The 14617-nt window shown below is 72.8% G+C and carries 14 protein-coding genes; 6 read left to right on the plus strand and 8 right to left on the minus strand.

Going from position 1 to position 14617, the window contains the following annotated elements; translation table 11 throughout:
* On the plus strand, nt 1-1561 hold a 1561-nt coding region (locus F8568_RS45790; RefSeq protein ID WP_202126154.1), incomplete at its 5' end, for a GMC oxidoreductase.
* Nucleotides 1562-1591: 30 nt separating this feature from the next.
* Here the strand turns inward: F8568_RS45790 and F8568_RS45795 are convergent.
* From F8568_RS45795 to F8568_RS45815, 5 genes are all read right to left on the minus strand, one after another.
* Entirely contained in the window at nt 1592-2248 is a 657-nt protein-coding gene (locus F8568_RS45795; RefSeq protein WP_151600451.1) for a GntR family transcriptional regulator, read from the minus strand.
* 122 nt (nt 2249-2370) lie between these two features.
* Entirely contained in the window at nt 2371-3201 is an 831-nt protein-coding gene (locus F8568_RS45800) for an ABC transporter ATP-binding protein (RefSeq protein WP_151600452.1), read from the minus strand.
* A 1-nt stretch (nt 3202) separates the two neighbouring features.
* The gene (locus tag F8568_RS45805) at nt 3203-3985 is read right to left on the minus strand and encodes an ABC transporter permease (RefSeq protein ID WP_328601324.1); all 783 of its coding nucleotides are present in this window, start codon (nt 3983-3985) and stop codon (nt 3203-3205) included.
* Nucleotides 3982-4812, minus strand: a complete 831-nt coding sequence (locus tag F8568_RS45810) for an ABC transporter permease (protein ID WP_202126155.1) — start codon at nt 4810-4812, stop codon at nt 3982-3984. Before F8568_RS45810 ends, F8568_RS45805 begins: the two co-directional genes overlap by 4 nt.
* A complete protein-coding gene (locus tag F8568_RS45815; RefSeq protein WP_151600453.1) occupies nt 4809-5765 on the minus strand; it encodes an ABC transporter substrate-binding protein in 957 nt (318 codons plus the stop codon). The genes F8568_RS45810 and F8568_RS45815 overlap by 4 nt, the downstream gene beginning before the upstream one ends.
* A 313-nt stretch (nt 5766-6078) precedes the next feature.
* On the opposite strand from F8568_RS45815, the gene F8568_RS45820 reads away from it, so the two are divergent.
* Both F8568_RS45820 and F8568_RS45825 read left to right on the plus strand, forming a co-directional pair.
* On the plus strand, nt 6079-7896 hold the full coding sequence (locus F8568_RS45820) for a tannase/feruloyl esterase family alpha/beta hydrolase (RefSeq protein WP_151600454.1): 1818 nt from the start codon (nt 6079-6081) through the stop codon (nt 7894-7896).
* 310 nt (nt 7897-8206) lie between these two features.
* Nucleotides 8207-9001, plus strand: a complete 795-nt coding sequence (locus F8568_RS45825) for an SAM-dependent methyltransferase (protein ID WP_328601325.1) — start codon at nt 8207-8209, stop codon at nt 8999-9001.
* A gap of 17 nt (nt 9002-9018) precedes the next feature.
* Here F8568_RS45825 and speB read toward each other — a convergent pair whose 3' ends face one another.
* Nucleotides 9019-10044: an agmatinase gene (speB, locus tag F8568_RS45830; RefSeq protein WP_151600456.1), complete on the minus strand. Its 1026-nt coding sequence runs from the start codon at nt 10042-10044 to the stop codon at nt 9019-9021.
* Between the two features lie 73 nt (nt 10045-10117).
* The gene (locus F8568_RS45835) at nt 10118-11038 is read right to left on the minus strand and encodes an SDR family oxidoreductase (protein ID WP_151600457.1); all 921 of its coding nucleotides are present in this window, start codon (nt 11036-11038) and stop codon (nt 10118-10120) included.
* Between the two features lie 192 nt (nt 11039-11230).
* Here F8568_RS45835 and F8568_RS45840 point away from each other — a divergent pair, with 192 nt between their 5' ends.
* Together F8568_RS45840 and F8568_RS45845 are read left to right on the plus strand one after the other, a co-directional pair.
* Nucleotides 11231-11953: a TetR/AcrR family transcriptional regulator gene (locus F8568_RS45840; RefSeq protein ID WP_202126156.1), complete on the plus strand. Its 723-nt coding sequence runs from the start codon at nt 11231-11233 to the stop codon at nt 11951-11953.
* A 155-nt stretch (nt 11954-12108) separates the two neighbouring features.
* Complete coding sequence (locus tag F8568_RS45845) at nt 12109-12516, plus strand: hypothetical protein (protein WP_151600458.1); 408 nt, start codon at nt 12109-12111, stop codon at nt 12514-12516.
* A gap of 54 nt (nt 12517-12570) precedes the next feature.
* Here the strand turns inward: F8568_RS45845 and F8568_RS45850 are convergent, their stop codons facing one another.
* Nucleotides 12571-13137: a response regulator transcription factor gene (locus F8568_RS45850; RefSeq protein WP_328601326.1), complete on the minus strand. Its 567-nt coding sequence runs from the start codon at nt 13135-13137 to the stop codon at nt 12571-12573.
* 212 nt (nt 13138-13349) lie between these two features.
* Here F8568_RS45850 and F8568_RS45855 point away from each other — a divergent pair, with 212 nt between their 5' ends.
* Nucleotides 13350-14537: an ABC transporter permease family protein gene (locus tag F8568_RS45855; protein ID WP_160574026.1), complete on the plus strand. Its 1188-nt coding sequence runs from the start codon at nt 13350-13352 to the stop codon at nt 14535-14537.
* Nucleotides 14538-14617 lie beyond the last annotated feature (80 nt).

Raw genomic sequence — 14617 nt, forward strand, 5'->3', positions numbered from 1 at the left:
GGGGCTGGCCGTCGCCGGCGCGGCGCCGCGGGCCCGGGCCGCCGCGCCCGCGGGCGCGCCCGCCCGCAGGCCCGCCCGCGTGCCGGTGACGCGTTCGGAGGAGCGCGCCGTCATCATCGGGTCCGGCTTCGGCGGAGGCGTCGCGGCCCTGCGGTTCGCCCAGGCGGGCGTGCAGTGCCTCGTCCTGGAGCGCGGCGTCTGGTGGCCCACCGGTCCCAACGCCGAGACGTTCCCGCACCCCTCGTCCCCGGACAAGCGGATGTTCTGGCTGGGTTCGACTCCGACGATCTTCGGCATCTCGGCGGACCCGTTCGAGCACTACACCGGGCTCCTGGAGCAGGTGCCCGGCAACGGCATGGACATGATCGTCGCCGCGGGCGTCGGCGGCGGGTCGCTGGTCTACCAGGGCATGACGCTGAAGCCCGCCGAGAACGTGTTCAACGCCAACCTGCCCGAACAGCTCGACTACGCGCGGATGAACGCGGTGTACTACCCGCGCGTCGCGCGGATGCTGCAGATCGAGACCGCGCCGGACGAGCTGATCAACAGCACGACCTACAAGCCCGCGCGGGTCTTCGCCGAGCACGTCGAGAAGGCCGGCTACGACGTCACGAAGATCCCGATGCCGATCGACTGGACGTACGCGCTGCGCGAGCTGAAGGGCGAGATGAAGCCGTCCTACACCAACGGCGACTGCGCCCTCGGGGTGAACAACGGGGGCAAGCACTCGGTCGACGTCACCTACATCGCGTCCGCCCAGGCCACCGGGCGGGTGACCGTCGCGACGCAGCACAACGTCACCGACGTCGCGCTGGCCCCGGACGGCCGCTGGCAGGTCTCCGTCGACCGCATCTCCACCGACGGGACCGTGCTCGAGAAGAAGATCATCACGACGAAGGCGCTCGTCATGGCGGCCGGGACGGCGGGCACCACGAAGCTGCTGATGCGCGCGGCGGCGAAGGGCCACATCCCCGACATGCCCGACGGCCTCGGTGCCGGCTGGGGCTCCAACGGCGACCGCATCTACCTCTGGACGGACCTCGCCGACGACTTCGGCGCGCCGCAGGGCGGCCCGGTCGTCTACGGCAGCTTCGAGTGGGACGACCCCGACCTGGCCAACACGATCATCCAGGCGTCGCTGCCGCCGACCGGCGTCAACCTCCGGTCCACGATGATGGTCGGCTACGGGGTGAGCAAGGGCCGGGGCCGGTTCACCTACGACTCCGCGAAGGACGACGCCGTCCTGCAGTGGCCGAAGGGCGCCGACGACGCCCTCTACAAGCGCATCAACGAGCGCGCCAACAAGATCGCCGGCCAGGGCTCGGTGCTCACCGACACGACCGCCGTCTACCCGTCGACCTGGCATCCGCTGGGCGGCGCCTCGATGGGGACGGTCTGCGACCTCGTCGGCCGAGTCCAGGGCCACCGCGGCCTGTACGTGCTGGACGGCGCGCTGCTGCCGGGCACCGCCGCCGCGTGCAACCCGTCGATGACGATCGCGGCGGTCGCCGAGCGGGCGGCCGACCAGCTCGTCGCCGAGGACGTCGGCACGGTGTTCTGAGACCGGCCCGGAAAGGAGCGGGGCGGGCGGTCAGATCGCCTTGAGGGCGTCGATGACGCTGCGCAGGTGGCGTCGGGCGGCCCGCTCCGCGGCGTCGGGTGCGCGGGCGCAGATCTCGTCGATGATCGCCAGGTGCTCGGCGACGGACACGTTCGGGCGGCCGGGCACGAGGGCCAGCTGGAACTGGTGCCGGACGTTCTGCGCCCGCAGCCGCCGCAGCACCCCGGCGGCGGTGCGCTGGCCGCTGATCTCCACGATCCGCGAGTGCAGGGCCTTGTTCAGCTCGGAGTACTCCAGGACATGCCCCTGCGCGACCGCGGCGCGCATCGCGTCGCCGAGCGCGCGCAGCTCGGCGACCTCGGTGTCGGTGACGCGCTCGGCGGCCTTGGCGGCGCACAGCCCCTCGACCACCATCCGCAGCTCGGAGATCTCGATCGCCTCGTCCACGGTCACGGCGCGCACGCGGGCGCCGCGGTTCTGCACCCGCTCGACGAGGCCCTCGGTGGTGAGCTCGAACAGCGCGGCGCGCACGCTGCTCCGCCCCACCCCGAACATGTCCGACAGGTCCGACTCGACGAGGCGCTGGTTGGGCGCGAAGTCGCCCCGGACGATCGCCTCGCGGATCGCTTCGGCGACGTCCGGGCGGCCCGCCCCGGGGACGTCCGTGGTCTGCTCGTGCGCTGGCATGCTTCCTCACTCGCGGGCCTTGACCGGGCACGCGACCATCGCGGCGCCGCGTGGATCGCCGAGGGACCCGCCGATCGATTCTAGGGCGCCGGCGCCCCTCCCCCCGCTGGTCACCCCGGCGCTCACTCCGCCGGCCGGTGGCCGTCCTTCGCCTGCTGGACGAGCTTGTAGATGCGGGTCCGCAGCTCGGCGAAGCGGGGCTCGGCGCGGGTGGTGAGCTGGTCGCGCTCGTCCGGCAGGTCGATCCGGACCTCCTCCAGCACGACCGTCGGCGAGTTCGACAGGACGATCACGCGCTGCCCTAGGTACACCGACTCGTCGATGTCGTGCGTGACGAACAGGACGGTGACCCCGAGCCGCTGCCACAGCGAGCGGACGAGGTCCTCCAGGTCGGCCCGGGTCTGCGCGTCCACCGCGGCGAACGGCTCGTCCATCAGCAGGATGTGCGGCTCGTAGGCGACCGCGCGGGCGATCGCGACCCGCTGCTGCATGCCGCCGGACAGCTGCCACGGGTGCGAGTCGTGGACCTTCGCCAGGCCGACGGCCTCCAGCGCCTCGTCCACGAGCCGCCGCCGCTCGGCCTTCGGGACCCGCTTCTCCTTCAGCGGCCGCTCGACGTTCTGCCGGACTGTCATCCAGGGGAACAGGCTGCGGCCGTACTCCTGGAAGACCACGGCCATGCCCCGGGGCGGGCCCGTCACCTTCTCCCCTTCGAGCACCACCTCCCCGGACGTGCAGTCCAGCAGCCCGGCGACGCAGCGCAGCAGCGTCGTCTTGCCCGCGCCGGACGGCCCGACGATGCAGACCAGCTCGCCCGGTCCGACGGCGAAGGTCAGGTCGCGGACCGCTTCGACGGAGCGGCCCCGGCCCTGGTAGACCTTCTTCAGGCCGCGGACGTCCAGCAGCGCGGTGGACGTCCCCGCGGTTCCGGCACCGGTCGGTGCAGTGGTCATCTCAGCCCTCCCGCTGTGCCCGGCGCAGGCCGGTGTACCAGCGCAGCACCCGCGTCTCCACGACGTGGAAGGCGGCCGACAGGGCGATGCCGATCAGGCCGAGCAGGATGATCCCGCTCCACATCTGCGGGATCGAGAAGCCGCGCTGGAACTGGATGATGGTGAAGCCGACCCCGTTGCTCGCGGCGAACATCTCGCTGATCACCATCAGGATGATCCCGATGGACAGCGCCTGCCGCGCCCCGGCGGTGATCTGCGGGCTCGCCCCGCGCAGCACCAGGTGGACGAGCCGCGAGTGCGGGCGCATCCGGTAGCAGCGCGCGGTGTCGCGCAGCACCTCGTCGAGCGCGCGCACGCCCTCGACCGTGTTCAGCAGGACGGGCCACACGCAGCCGGAGACGATGACGAGGATCTTCATCCCGTTCCCGATGCCGGCGAACAGCATCAGGATCGGCACGAGCACGGGCGACGGGATCGCCCGGAAGAACTCCAGGACGGGCTCCAGCAGGGCGCGCAGCACCCGGACGGAGCCGATCGCGACGCCGAGCCCGACGCCGAGCGCCAGCGCGAGCAGGTAGCCCGCGGCCAGCCGGCCGAGGCTCGGCAGGACGTCGCCGGTGATCCGCCCGTGGAACCAGGTGTCGTCGAAGGTGCCGAGGATCGTGCTGAGCGGCGGCCAGAAGAAGTCGGTGCTGCCCGCCGTCGCGACCCACCAGGCCGCGACGAGCACGACCGGCATCGCGAGCAGCAGCAGCGCACGCCGCAGCAGGCCCAGGGCGGTCACGAGAACACCTCCCGCCGGACGGACGGATGCCAGCGCAGCACGCGCCGCTCGACCGCCCGCACGATCACGTTGACGACGACCCCGATCAGCCCGACGACGATCACCAGGGCGTACATCGACGCGACGGCGCCGGAGCTCTGCGCCACCGCGATCTGCTTGCCGAGGCCCGGCGACCCGATGACCAGCTCGCCGGTGATCTCCAGGATCAGCGCGACCGCCGCGGCCAGCCGGAACCCGGTCATCACGTACGGCAGCGCCGTCGGCCACAGGACCGTCCGCACCTGCGTCAGCGTGCGGAAGCGGTAGGAGCGGGCCGTCTCGCGGGCGACCGGATCGACGTCCCGCACGCCGTACAGGACCTGCACCAGCACCTGCCAGAAGGAGGCGTAGACGACCAGCAGCAGCGTGGCGCGCATCGTCGTCCCGTACAGCAGGACGGCCAGCGGGATCAGCGCCACCGACGGGATCGGGCGCAGGAACTCGATCGTCGACGCCGTCGCCGCCCGCACCGGCGGCAGGCCGCCGATCACGACGCCCAGCACCACGCCGGCGGCGGTCGCGACGGCGAGTCCGATCGCCCAGCCGCGCAGCGTCTCCAGCAGGGCCCGCCAGAACGCGCCCGTCCCGGCCTCGTCCGCCAGGGCGGACACCATGTCGCTGAACGGCGGCAGGAACCGCTCCTTCACCAGGCCCGCGCGGGGCACGGCCTCGACCAGCGCCACCAGCCCGGCGAGGCCGGCCAGGCCGAGCAGCCAGCCGGGCGCGGCGCGGCGACGGCGGCCGCCCCGGCCGTCCCCCGCGGCGTCCGCCGTCACCGCGGCCGTCAAGGCAGCAGCTCCTTGACGTCGGGGGCCTTCTTGATCAGGCCGTCCTGGACGGCGAGGTTCTCCAGCGTCTGCAGGCCCGCGCTGTTGACCTGCGTGGGGAACTTCGGCAGCGTCAGCGCGCTCGCGACCGACGGGTCGATCTTGGTGTAGGTGCCGAGGACCTTGCGGACCTCGTCGGGGTGCTGGTCGGCGTACTGCAATGACTTGCGCATCGCCGCCGCGAACCGCTTGACGAGGTCGGGCTTGGACGCGGCGGTCTTCTGCGAGGTGAAGTACGCGGCGATGGTCAGGTTCGGGGCGGTGTCGACGTAGTTGGAGGCGACGAGCCGCCCGCCGTTCTTCAGCCCGGTGGTGAGGAACGGCTCGACGACCTGGACGGCGTCGACGTTGCCCTTGTCGAGGGCGGCGAGCATGTCGGGGAAGGCCAGCTCGGTGAACTTGACGTTCGTGGCGTCGCCGCCCGCCTTGCGGATCGAGGCGCGGACGGTCGTGTCGTTGATGTTGTTCAGGGTGTTGACCGCGACGCGCTTGCCGACCAGGTCCTTGGCGGTCTTGATGGGGCTGCCGGCCTTGACGACGACGCCGCCGAAGTCCTTCTTGTCGGCGCCGGTCGAGGCGTTGCCGGGCGCGACGACCTTGAGCGGCAGGCCCTTGGAGCGGGCGAGGACCAGCGAGGTGTAGTTGCTGAACCCGAAGTCGACCTGGCCGCTGACGACGGCCGGCACGATCGCCGCGCCGCCCTGGGCCGTCTCGAACTGCAGCTTCAGCTTCTGCTCGGCGAAGAAGCCCTGCTGATTGCCGAGGTAGACGGGCGCCACGTCGACGATCGGGATGACGCTCACCTTGACGGTGGCGGGGCCCTTGTCGGAGGCGTCGGAGGAACCGCCGCCCCCGCCGCACGCTGCGAGGAGGAGTGCGGAGGCGGCGGCCAGAGCCGCCCGGATTCGTGTCACGGTGCTTCTCCTGGGCGTCGGTGGGGTGGGGGTCCCTCTGGCGTGACGGCGATGCTAAGGATCCGCGGACAAGATTGTCAACGATTTAGGTTTCAAAGTCGCCACCGATTCGACCACTCGCACGGCCCCAAACGCGAGCGTGCGGCGGGTCGGCTACCCGGAGGATGCGCCTCCTGCACCAGGATGTCCAGATCCTGTGCGCCAGATTGCTTGTTGGATTGTCACCATTTTTGTAGCATCCGCATGCGGTTCACCCGGCCACGGCCACCGGCCCCGCGCCGGCGGGCCCGCCCAGCCGAGGAGGCGGTTCTCCATGCACGGGTTCTTCACTCGGGGCACGGTGTTCGGAGCGGGCGTCCTGAGACGCGCGCGCGGCCGGTTCCGGACGGTCGCCTGTTCTCTCGCCGCGGCCCTGCTCGCCGCGGCCCTGGTGTCGGCGGCGGGGACCGGTGACGCGGCGGCGCAGCCCCGCGCGCCGCGGATCACGGCGGACGGGCTCGCGGACCTCGCCTCGGTGAAACCGGTGATGGACTGCGCCGACCTGGCGGGCCTGCGCCTGGACGGGGTGACCGACGCGCCGGTCACCATCACGTCCGCGACCGTCTCGACCGCCGGCGCGCCAGCCCCCTACTGCGACGTCCGGGGCACCATCGCGCCGGCCGACACCATCGTCATGCGCCTGCCCGTCAACGGCTGGACGCAGCGGTACCTGCAGACCGGCTGCGGCGGCGAGTGCGGCAGCTCCACCATCAACTACACGCAGGCGTCCACCTGCGCGCCCGTGCAGGACGGAACCATCGCCGGCGCGACGACCGACATGGGCCACCAGGGCTCGCCGGACGGGTCGTGGGCGGCGAACGACCCGCAGGCGCAGATCGACTTCGCCTACCGGGGCGTCCACGTGACGTCGCAGGCCGCCAAAGCGCTCATCAAGCGGTTCTACGGCCGCTCGCCCGCCTACTCCTACTTCGACGGCTGCTCCGACGGGGGCCGCGAGGCGCTCATGGAGGCCCAGCGGTACCCGGGCGACTTCGACGGCATCGCCGCGGGCGCGCCCGCGAACGACATGGTCGTGCAGAACACCTTCCACCACGCCTGGAACGTGCTGACCAACCTCGACGCCGACGGCCGCTACATCCTGCTCGCCGGGAGGCTGCCCCTGATCCACCAGGCGGTGCTGAAGGCCTGCGACGGGCTCGACGGGCTGAAGGACGGCCTGCTCGGCGACCCGCGGCGCTGCGGCTTCGACCCGGCGACGATCGTGTGCGCGTCCGGCCAGGCCCCGTCGACATGCCTGACCAGGGCGGAGGCCGGCGTGGTCCGGCGGCTGCACGACGGCGCGGTCGACGAGCACGGCCGGCGGCTGGAGCCCGCGATCTCCCACGAGTGGGGGTCCGAGCTCGAATGGACGCTGTTCGTCCCGTCCGCGCAGGGGCAGACCGTCGGCAGCCAGAACTTCGTGGAGTCCTTCGCCCGCTACCTCGGCTACACCAACCAGGTGAGGCCCGGCTGGAAGCTGTCGGACCTGAAGTTCACCGCCGAGTCGTTCTGGGAGACGGTGCGGTCGTCCGGCTACCTGTCCGCGATGGACCCCGACCTCGGCCGGTTCGAGCGCGGCGGCGGCAAGCTGCTGCTCTGGCACGGCTGGAGCGACCAGCACATCTCGCCGCAGGGCACGCTCGCCTACTACGACGCCATGCGCAAGACCATGGGCCGCAAGGCCGTCGACGCCTTCGCCAGGCTCTACCTGTTCCCGGGCGTCGCGCACTGCGGCGGCGGCGAGGGCCCCGACACCTTCGACGTCCTCACCCCGGTGATGGCGTGGACGGAGAGCGGCCGGCGCCCCGGCGCGATCGTCGCCTCGAAGGTCGCGGGCGGCGCGGTCGCGCGGACCCGGCCCGTCTACCCGTACCCGCAGGTCGCCCGCTACGACGGGACGGGCGGCATCGACGACGCGTCGAACTTCGTCGCGAGCACGCCGCGCCATGAGCCGCGCGCGGACTACCGCTGGCTCGGCGACCGCCTCTACTCCGGCGATTACCGGACCTGGTGCAAGGCGGACGGCACGCGGCTGGTCTGCCGGCCGGCGCAGACCTGGCTGACCCGCAAGGCCGGCGCCATTCCGGCATGAGCCGAGCCGAATACGGCGAGTTCCCCTTCCCGGGGCCGCCCGCGTTCAAGCGGTCATCCGAAACCGGGACCCGCGGTTCGCCCTATATAGGACGCACCGGAGCCGAGGAACCGTCCGGCCACCGCTCCTAATTCCAGCCCGCCCGCACTCCTGTTCTGCATGAACAATTCTCCGTCCAATGCGGCCGGCGGCGCGGGCGGGCCTGCGCGCGACCTTGGCCGCGGCGTGCCACAACTGCACGCCCGTGCGGCCGAAGATCGGGCTGCTACTTTGTCCCTGAAGGGGCGAACCGCGAATTGGGGAGTATGCCGTGACCGAGGAGCCGGGCAGCATCATCGACACGTCCGTACCGCATTCCGCGCGTATCTGGAACTACTGGCTCGGAGGCAAGGACAACTATCCCGTCGACCGCGCGGCCGGCGACCAGTATCTGCAGGTGTATCCGGGAATCGTGGACATCGCGCGGGCGGGCCGCAACTTCCTCGCCCGCGCCGTCCGCCATCTCGCGGGCGAGGAGGGGATCCGGCAGTTCCTCGACGTCGGCACGGGGCTGCCGACCGTCGACAACACCCACGAGGTGGCGCAGCGGGTCGCTCCGGAGTCGCACATCGTGTACGTCGACAACGACCCGCTGGTCCTGTCGCACGCGCACGCGCTGCTCACCAGCCGTCCCGAGGGCGAGACGAGCTACATCCAGGCCGACATGCTCCAGCCGGAGGAGGTGCTGCGCGCGGCGCGCGACAAGCTCGACTTCGACCGGCCCGTCGCGGTGATGCTCATGGGCGTGCTCGGCCACGTCGACTCCTACGACGACGTCCTGACCATCATCCGCACCCTCACCGGCGGCCTCTGCTCCGGCAGCTACCTCGCCCTGTACGACGACACCGACACCGACGAGGCGCACAACGAGGCGCAGCAGCAGTACGACGACACCGGCGCCGTCCCCTACCGGCTCCGCCCGCCGGAGCAGATCATCGGCTACTTCGACGGCCTGGAGCTGGTCGAGCCCGGCGTGGTGGCGTGCGAGGACTGGCGGCCCGAGCCCAACCCGTTCAACGACGCGCCGAAGACGTCCACGCTCTGCGGCGTCGCCCGCAAGCCGTAGCCGCTCGGCGAACCCGCTCAGCGGCCGTCGAGGAGGGGCTGCCGCGGGTCCCAGGCCGTGCCGTCGCGGTCGTCGCGGCGGCGCCGCGCGATGCCCGACAGCACCTCCAGGACGACCCGGTTCGCCAGCGCCGAGGTGATGTCGGCGTGGTCGTAGGGCGGCGACACCTCGACCACGTCGACGCCGGCGAGCGGCAGCTCGTAGGCGACCCGGCGCACCGCGTCGAGCAGCTGCCGGGCGGTGAGGCCGCCGGGTTCGGGGGTGCCGGTGCCGGGGGCGTGGCCGGGGTCGCACACGTCGATGTCGACGGACAGGAACACCCCGTCGCACTCGTCGGTGGCGATCGCGAACGCCTCGGTCAGGCACTCCTCCAGCCCGCGCGCGACGATCTCGGTCATCTCGTAGGAGCGCATGCCCTGCTCCGCCATCCAGGCGAGCGTCTCCGGGCCCGGCCAGTAGCCGCGCAGGCCGAGCTGCAGGAACCGGTCGCCGCGGACGGCCCCGGACTCCAGCAGCCGGCGCATCGGGGTGCCGTGCCCGACCAGCGAGCCGAACTCGATGTCGCCGGTGTCGGCGTGCGCGTCGAAGTGGACCATCGAGACGCGGCCCTGGCCGAGGTGCTGCGCCACCCCGGCCGCGTCGGGCCAGGCGATGGTGTGGTCGCCGCCGAGGACCAGCGGGATCGCGCCGTTGCTCGCGATGGCGTGCACCGCCTCCTGAAGGTCCCGGACGGAGCGCTCGGCATCGCCGGAGAACATCTCGACGTCCCCGGCGTCGTACACGGTCAGGTCGCCCTGGAGCCCGTCCACGCGCAGCGCCAGCGACGGCCGCGACCCGTCCTGCGGCAGGTAGCAGGTCTGCCGGATGTACTGCGGGCCGAACCGGGTGCCGGGCCGGTGGGTCGTCCCGCCGTCGAACGGGGCGCCGAGGACGACCACGTCGGCGTCGGCGTAGGTCGCGGGGTCCGGCCAGGCGCAGCGCGGCACTCCGAGGAAGGTGATGTCGGGGCCGTACTGCGGTCCGTACCGCTGCGACGTGGTCATCGGCGTCCTCCGGTTTCCGTGGGTGCGACCGCCATGATCGGCATGCCCGCCGGGGACCCGGGGGAAGCGTCGATCAGGCCCCCGTCTCCGGGGTGACGCCGTCGGGCAGGACGTTCGGGCGGGCCTTGTCCACCAGCGCGGGGATCACGTCGTCCAGCTCGTGCGGGGCCCAGCGCGCGCCCTTGTCGACGACCGGCCCGGCGCGCCAGCCCTCCGCGACGCTGATCCGGCCGCCGCGCACGTTGAACACCCGGCCGGTGATCCCGCGCGCCCCCGGGCTCGCCAGCCACACCACCAGCGGCGCGATGTTGGACGGGTCCCCCGGGTCGAAGCCCTCGGCCGGGCGCTCGCGGCCCTTGACCAGGTTCTCGGTCATCCGGGTCAGCGCGGCGGGCGCCACCGCGTTCACCGTCACGCCGTAGCGGCGCAGCTCGCGGGCCGCGATCACGGTCAGCGCGGCGATCCCCGCCTTGGCCGCGCCGTAGTTGCCCTGCCCGGGGTTGCCGTAGATGCCCGACGACGAGCTGGTGTTGATGACGCGGGCGTCGACCTCGTGCCCGGCCTTGTGCCGCTCCCGCCAGTACGCGGCGGCGTGCCGCAGCGGCCCGAACGTCCCGCGCAGGTGGACGGCGATCACCGCGTCCCACTCCTGCGCGGACATGTTGACCAGCATCCGGTCGCGCAGGATGCCGGCGTTGTTCACCAGGACGTGCAGGTCGCCGAACCGCTCGACGGTCGCGGCCACGAGCCGGCGGGCGCCCTCGAAGTCGGACACGTCCGTGCCGTCGGCGACGGCCTCGCCGCCCATGGCGCGGATCTCGTCCACCACCTCGCCCGCCGGGCCGGTGGACGAGCCCGTCCCGTCGACCTGCGCGCCGAGGTCGTTGACGACCACCCGGGCGCCGTGCCGGGCGAACTCGAGCGCGTGCTCGCGGCCGATGCCCCGGGCCGCCCCGGTCACGATGACCACCCGTCCGTCGGCGATCGCGGTCATGGTCGCTCCCTCCGTCCCGGGCGGGCCGGTGCCCGGCGCCGCCGCATGCTAGAAGCTATTTCTAGAATTAGCTTTCAAAAACGATGCGACGCGAACCTCCCGATGTCAATGGGCGGGCGCCACGTGCCGCCGCCCGGACCCGGATGAACGGGACACCGGCACCACGAGGGCCGATGAGATAGCTTTCCAACGGTGGAAAACGCTGGAGTGTCCATCGGCGGGGCACGGAGGCCCGGCCGGGACGACGGCACGCACGCCGCCGGCGCCGAGGGCGCCGGGGACGCGGCGTCCTTCCGCGGGCGCCTGCTGGCGGGCCTCGCCGACTCGATCCGCGAGCGCGGCTACCGCGACACCACCGTCTCCGACATCGTCCGGCACGCCCGCACGTCCCGGCGCACCTTCTACGCCGAGTTCCCGACCAAGGACGCCTGCTTCGTCGAGCTGCTCCAGGTGACGAACGGGATGCTGCGCCGGCGCGTCGCCGAGGCGATCGACCCCGCCGCGCCGTGGGAGACCCAGATCCGCCAGGGCGTCGAGGCCTACGTCGACATGGTCGCCTCCGAACCGGAGATCACGCTCAGCTGGATCCGCGAGCTGCAGTCGCTCGGCGCCGGCACCGCCCGGCGGATGCAGCGCGAGGCGGTCGACACGCTGTTCCGGCTGCTGCAGGACGTCACCGGGAACGCGGAGATGGTCCGGGCCGGGTCCCGCCCGGTCACCCGCCCGTTCGCGCTGATGCTGATCGGCGGGCTCCGCGAGCTCACCGCCACCCTGGTGGAGGACGGTGCGGACGTCCGCGACATCACCGAGGTCGCCGTCGAGGCGACGATCGCGCTGTTCCGGCCGGTGCCGGAAAACCGCGGCGGAGCACCGTCCGCGCACCGCCCGCGCGGTTTTCCCGATCCCCGGAACTGATCTTTTCGGCCGCCGCTCGCGGCGCCGACGAATTTGCCTTCTCCGGCACGGTAGGCGCGCGTACGGCGCCGTGGTACCGTCCCGTACCACACCATCTCCGTGCCCGTCGGCACGCGAGGCCGCCATGCCGAGAGCATCGTCCAGAAGAGCGCGCGATGACCGACATTGACGAGGACGACTTCGCCGATCACGCCGTCCACCTGGAATACACATGGCGGACCTGGCGGTACATGCTCACCAGCGCCGCCGCGCCGGCCCTGCTGTGCGTCAGCGCGAACGGCATCCTGCGGCTCGGCAGCTTCGTCGACTGCGCCGCCGCCGAACGGGTGTTCTGGGACGTGGTCACGCTGGCCATCCAGGACGCCGGCGACCACCTGGCGGACATGCGCGTCAACAGCACCCGGGCCGCCGTCGTGCTGGAGGGCCCGCCGGACGGCCGCGCGCACCTCGCCGTCCGCTCGGCCTCCGGATTCAACCTCGCGCACTGCTACGACACGTCCTATGACGCGCTCGACGCCTGGGCGCAGATGGCGAGCGAACTGGCGCTCGGGCCCTGCGGGTGATCGGTTCGGGCCGCGTTTCCGGAAAGGGCGCGAGAACGCCGGCGGCCGGCGAATTCACCGCACCGGAAAAACGCTCTGCGGAACGCGCCGTTCAGCGCCCCGAATCGCCGCTTCCCGGCGGCGGACTTCCCGGCGGTCCGCTTCCCTGCGGGCCGCGACCTGCGGACACCAGTCCCGTCTCGTAGGCGACACCACGGCCTGGCCCCGGTCGCGCAGGTCGAGCTTCGCCAGGATGCGCGCCACGTGCGTCTTGACCGTAGCGGCGCTGAGCGTGAGCCGCTCGGCCAGCTCGGCGTTCGACAGCCCGGTCGCGAGCAGGCCGAGCACCTCCAGCTCGCGCGGCGTCAGCTGGGACAGGTCGCGGTGCACCGCCGGCCGCGCTTCCCACCGGGCCCCGTCGTCGCGAGGCGCGAAGCGCTCGATGAGGCGGCGGGTGATGGCGGGCGCGAGCAGCGCGTCCCCGGCCTGCACGAGCCGGACCGACGCGGTGAGCCGCTCGGGCGTCACGTCCTTGAGCAGGAACCCGCTGGCACCCGCGGTGAGCGCCGCGTAGACGTAGTGGTCCAGGTCGTAGGTGGTGAGGATGAGCACCCGCAGGCCCGCGCCGCCGGCCGCGCTCACGCCCGGCTCCCGGGCACGGTGCCGTCCAGGGGGCCGTCCAGCGGGATCGTGGCCGCGACGCGGAAGCCGCCCGCGAGGGTGCGGCCCGACTCCAGCGTGCCGCCGTAGACCGCGAGCCGCTCGCGCAGGTTGATCAGGCCGCGGCCGCTGCCCGCCGCCGCTCCCCCGCCGCCGGGCGCGCCGCCGGTGTCGCGGCGGGCGCGCTGCTGGTCGTGGCGGTCTCCGCGCTCGTCCCGGCGCTGCGGGCGGGACGGCTGCGGACCGCCGGGGCGATCGCGGTCGGCCGGGCGCCGAGCACGGGCCGCGGCCGGTGGGCGCAGCGGGTCGCGGGGCGGCTGCCGCTGCCGCGCCCGGTGACGCTCGGGCTGGCGACCCCGTTCGCGCGCCCCGTCCGGTCGGCGTCGATGCTCGCGGCGGTCGTGTTCGGGACCGCCGCCGCGACGTTCGCGATCGGCCTCGCGGCGTCGCTGAACACCATCGGCACCGCCCGCGACCCGGCCGCGAAGGCCGCCGTCAGCGTGATGGCCGGAGGACCCGCTCCGCAGGGACCAGGACAAGGGCCCGCGCAGAAGCCCCCGCAGGGCCCCGGGCAGGGCCCCGGGCAGGGGCCGACGCAGGGCCCGATGCAGGGGCCGCCCACCCTGGACGGCGCGAAGGTCGGAGCCGCCATCGCCGCCCAGTCCGGCACGGCGTCGTACTACGGGATCCGCTCCGCGCAGGTGACCGTGACGGGCGTCGTGGGAGCGGTCGACATGCGGCTCTACCAGGACGATCTGCGGGCCGCCGCCTACGACGTCATCGCGGGGCACCGGATCACCGGCCCCGGCCAGGCCGTGGTGCCGACGCACTTCCTCGACGTGACCGGCCACCGCATCGGCGACACGATCACCGTGCTGGACCAGGGCACCGCGGTGCGCCTGCGGATCGTCGGCGAGGCGTTCGACCTGGAGAACGACGGGATGCGCGTGCACGCCGCCGCCTCCTCGTTCGCCGGGGTCAAGGACCAGGAGGCGCCCGAGGAGTACCTCGTCCGGCTGAAGCCGGGAGTCTCGACGGCGTCCTACCTCAGCGGGCTGAACCGCGCCCTCGAGCCGCTCGGGGCGAACGCGGTGGCGGCGGCCGACGACGTCAGCAGCACGATCGTCGTCCTGGACACGCTGGCGGCGCTCCTCACGCTGCTGCTGGTCACCGTGGCGGGGCTCGGCGTGCTCAACGCGGTCGTCCTGGACACCCGGGAGCGCGTGCACGACCTCGGCGTCTGCAAGGCGATCGGGATGGCGCCGCGGCAGACCGTCGTGATGGTGCTCGCCTCCGTCGCGGGCCTGGGCGCGGCCGGCGGGCGTCGCCCTGCACCACCTGGTGATGCCGCTCGCACCGCCACCACCCTACGCACCGAGTGACCCGTTGAGTTGTGGGGGGGGGGGGGGGGGGGGAGACGGCGGAAAAACAACAGCAAACCACAACACCAAAGTTACGGGTG

This window comes from Actinomadura physcomitrii, assembly GCF_008923205.2.
GTDB lineage: Bacteria > Actinomycetota > Actinomycetes > Streptosporangiales > Streptosporangiaceae > Spirillospora > Spirillospora physcomitrii.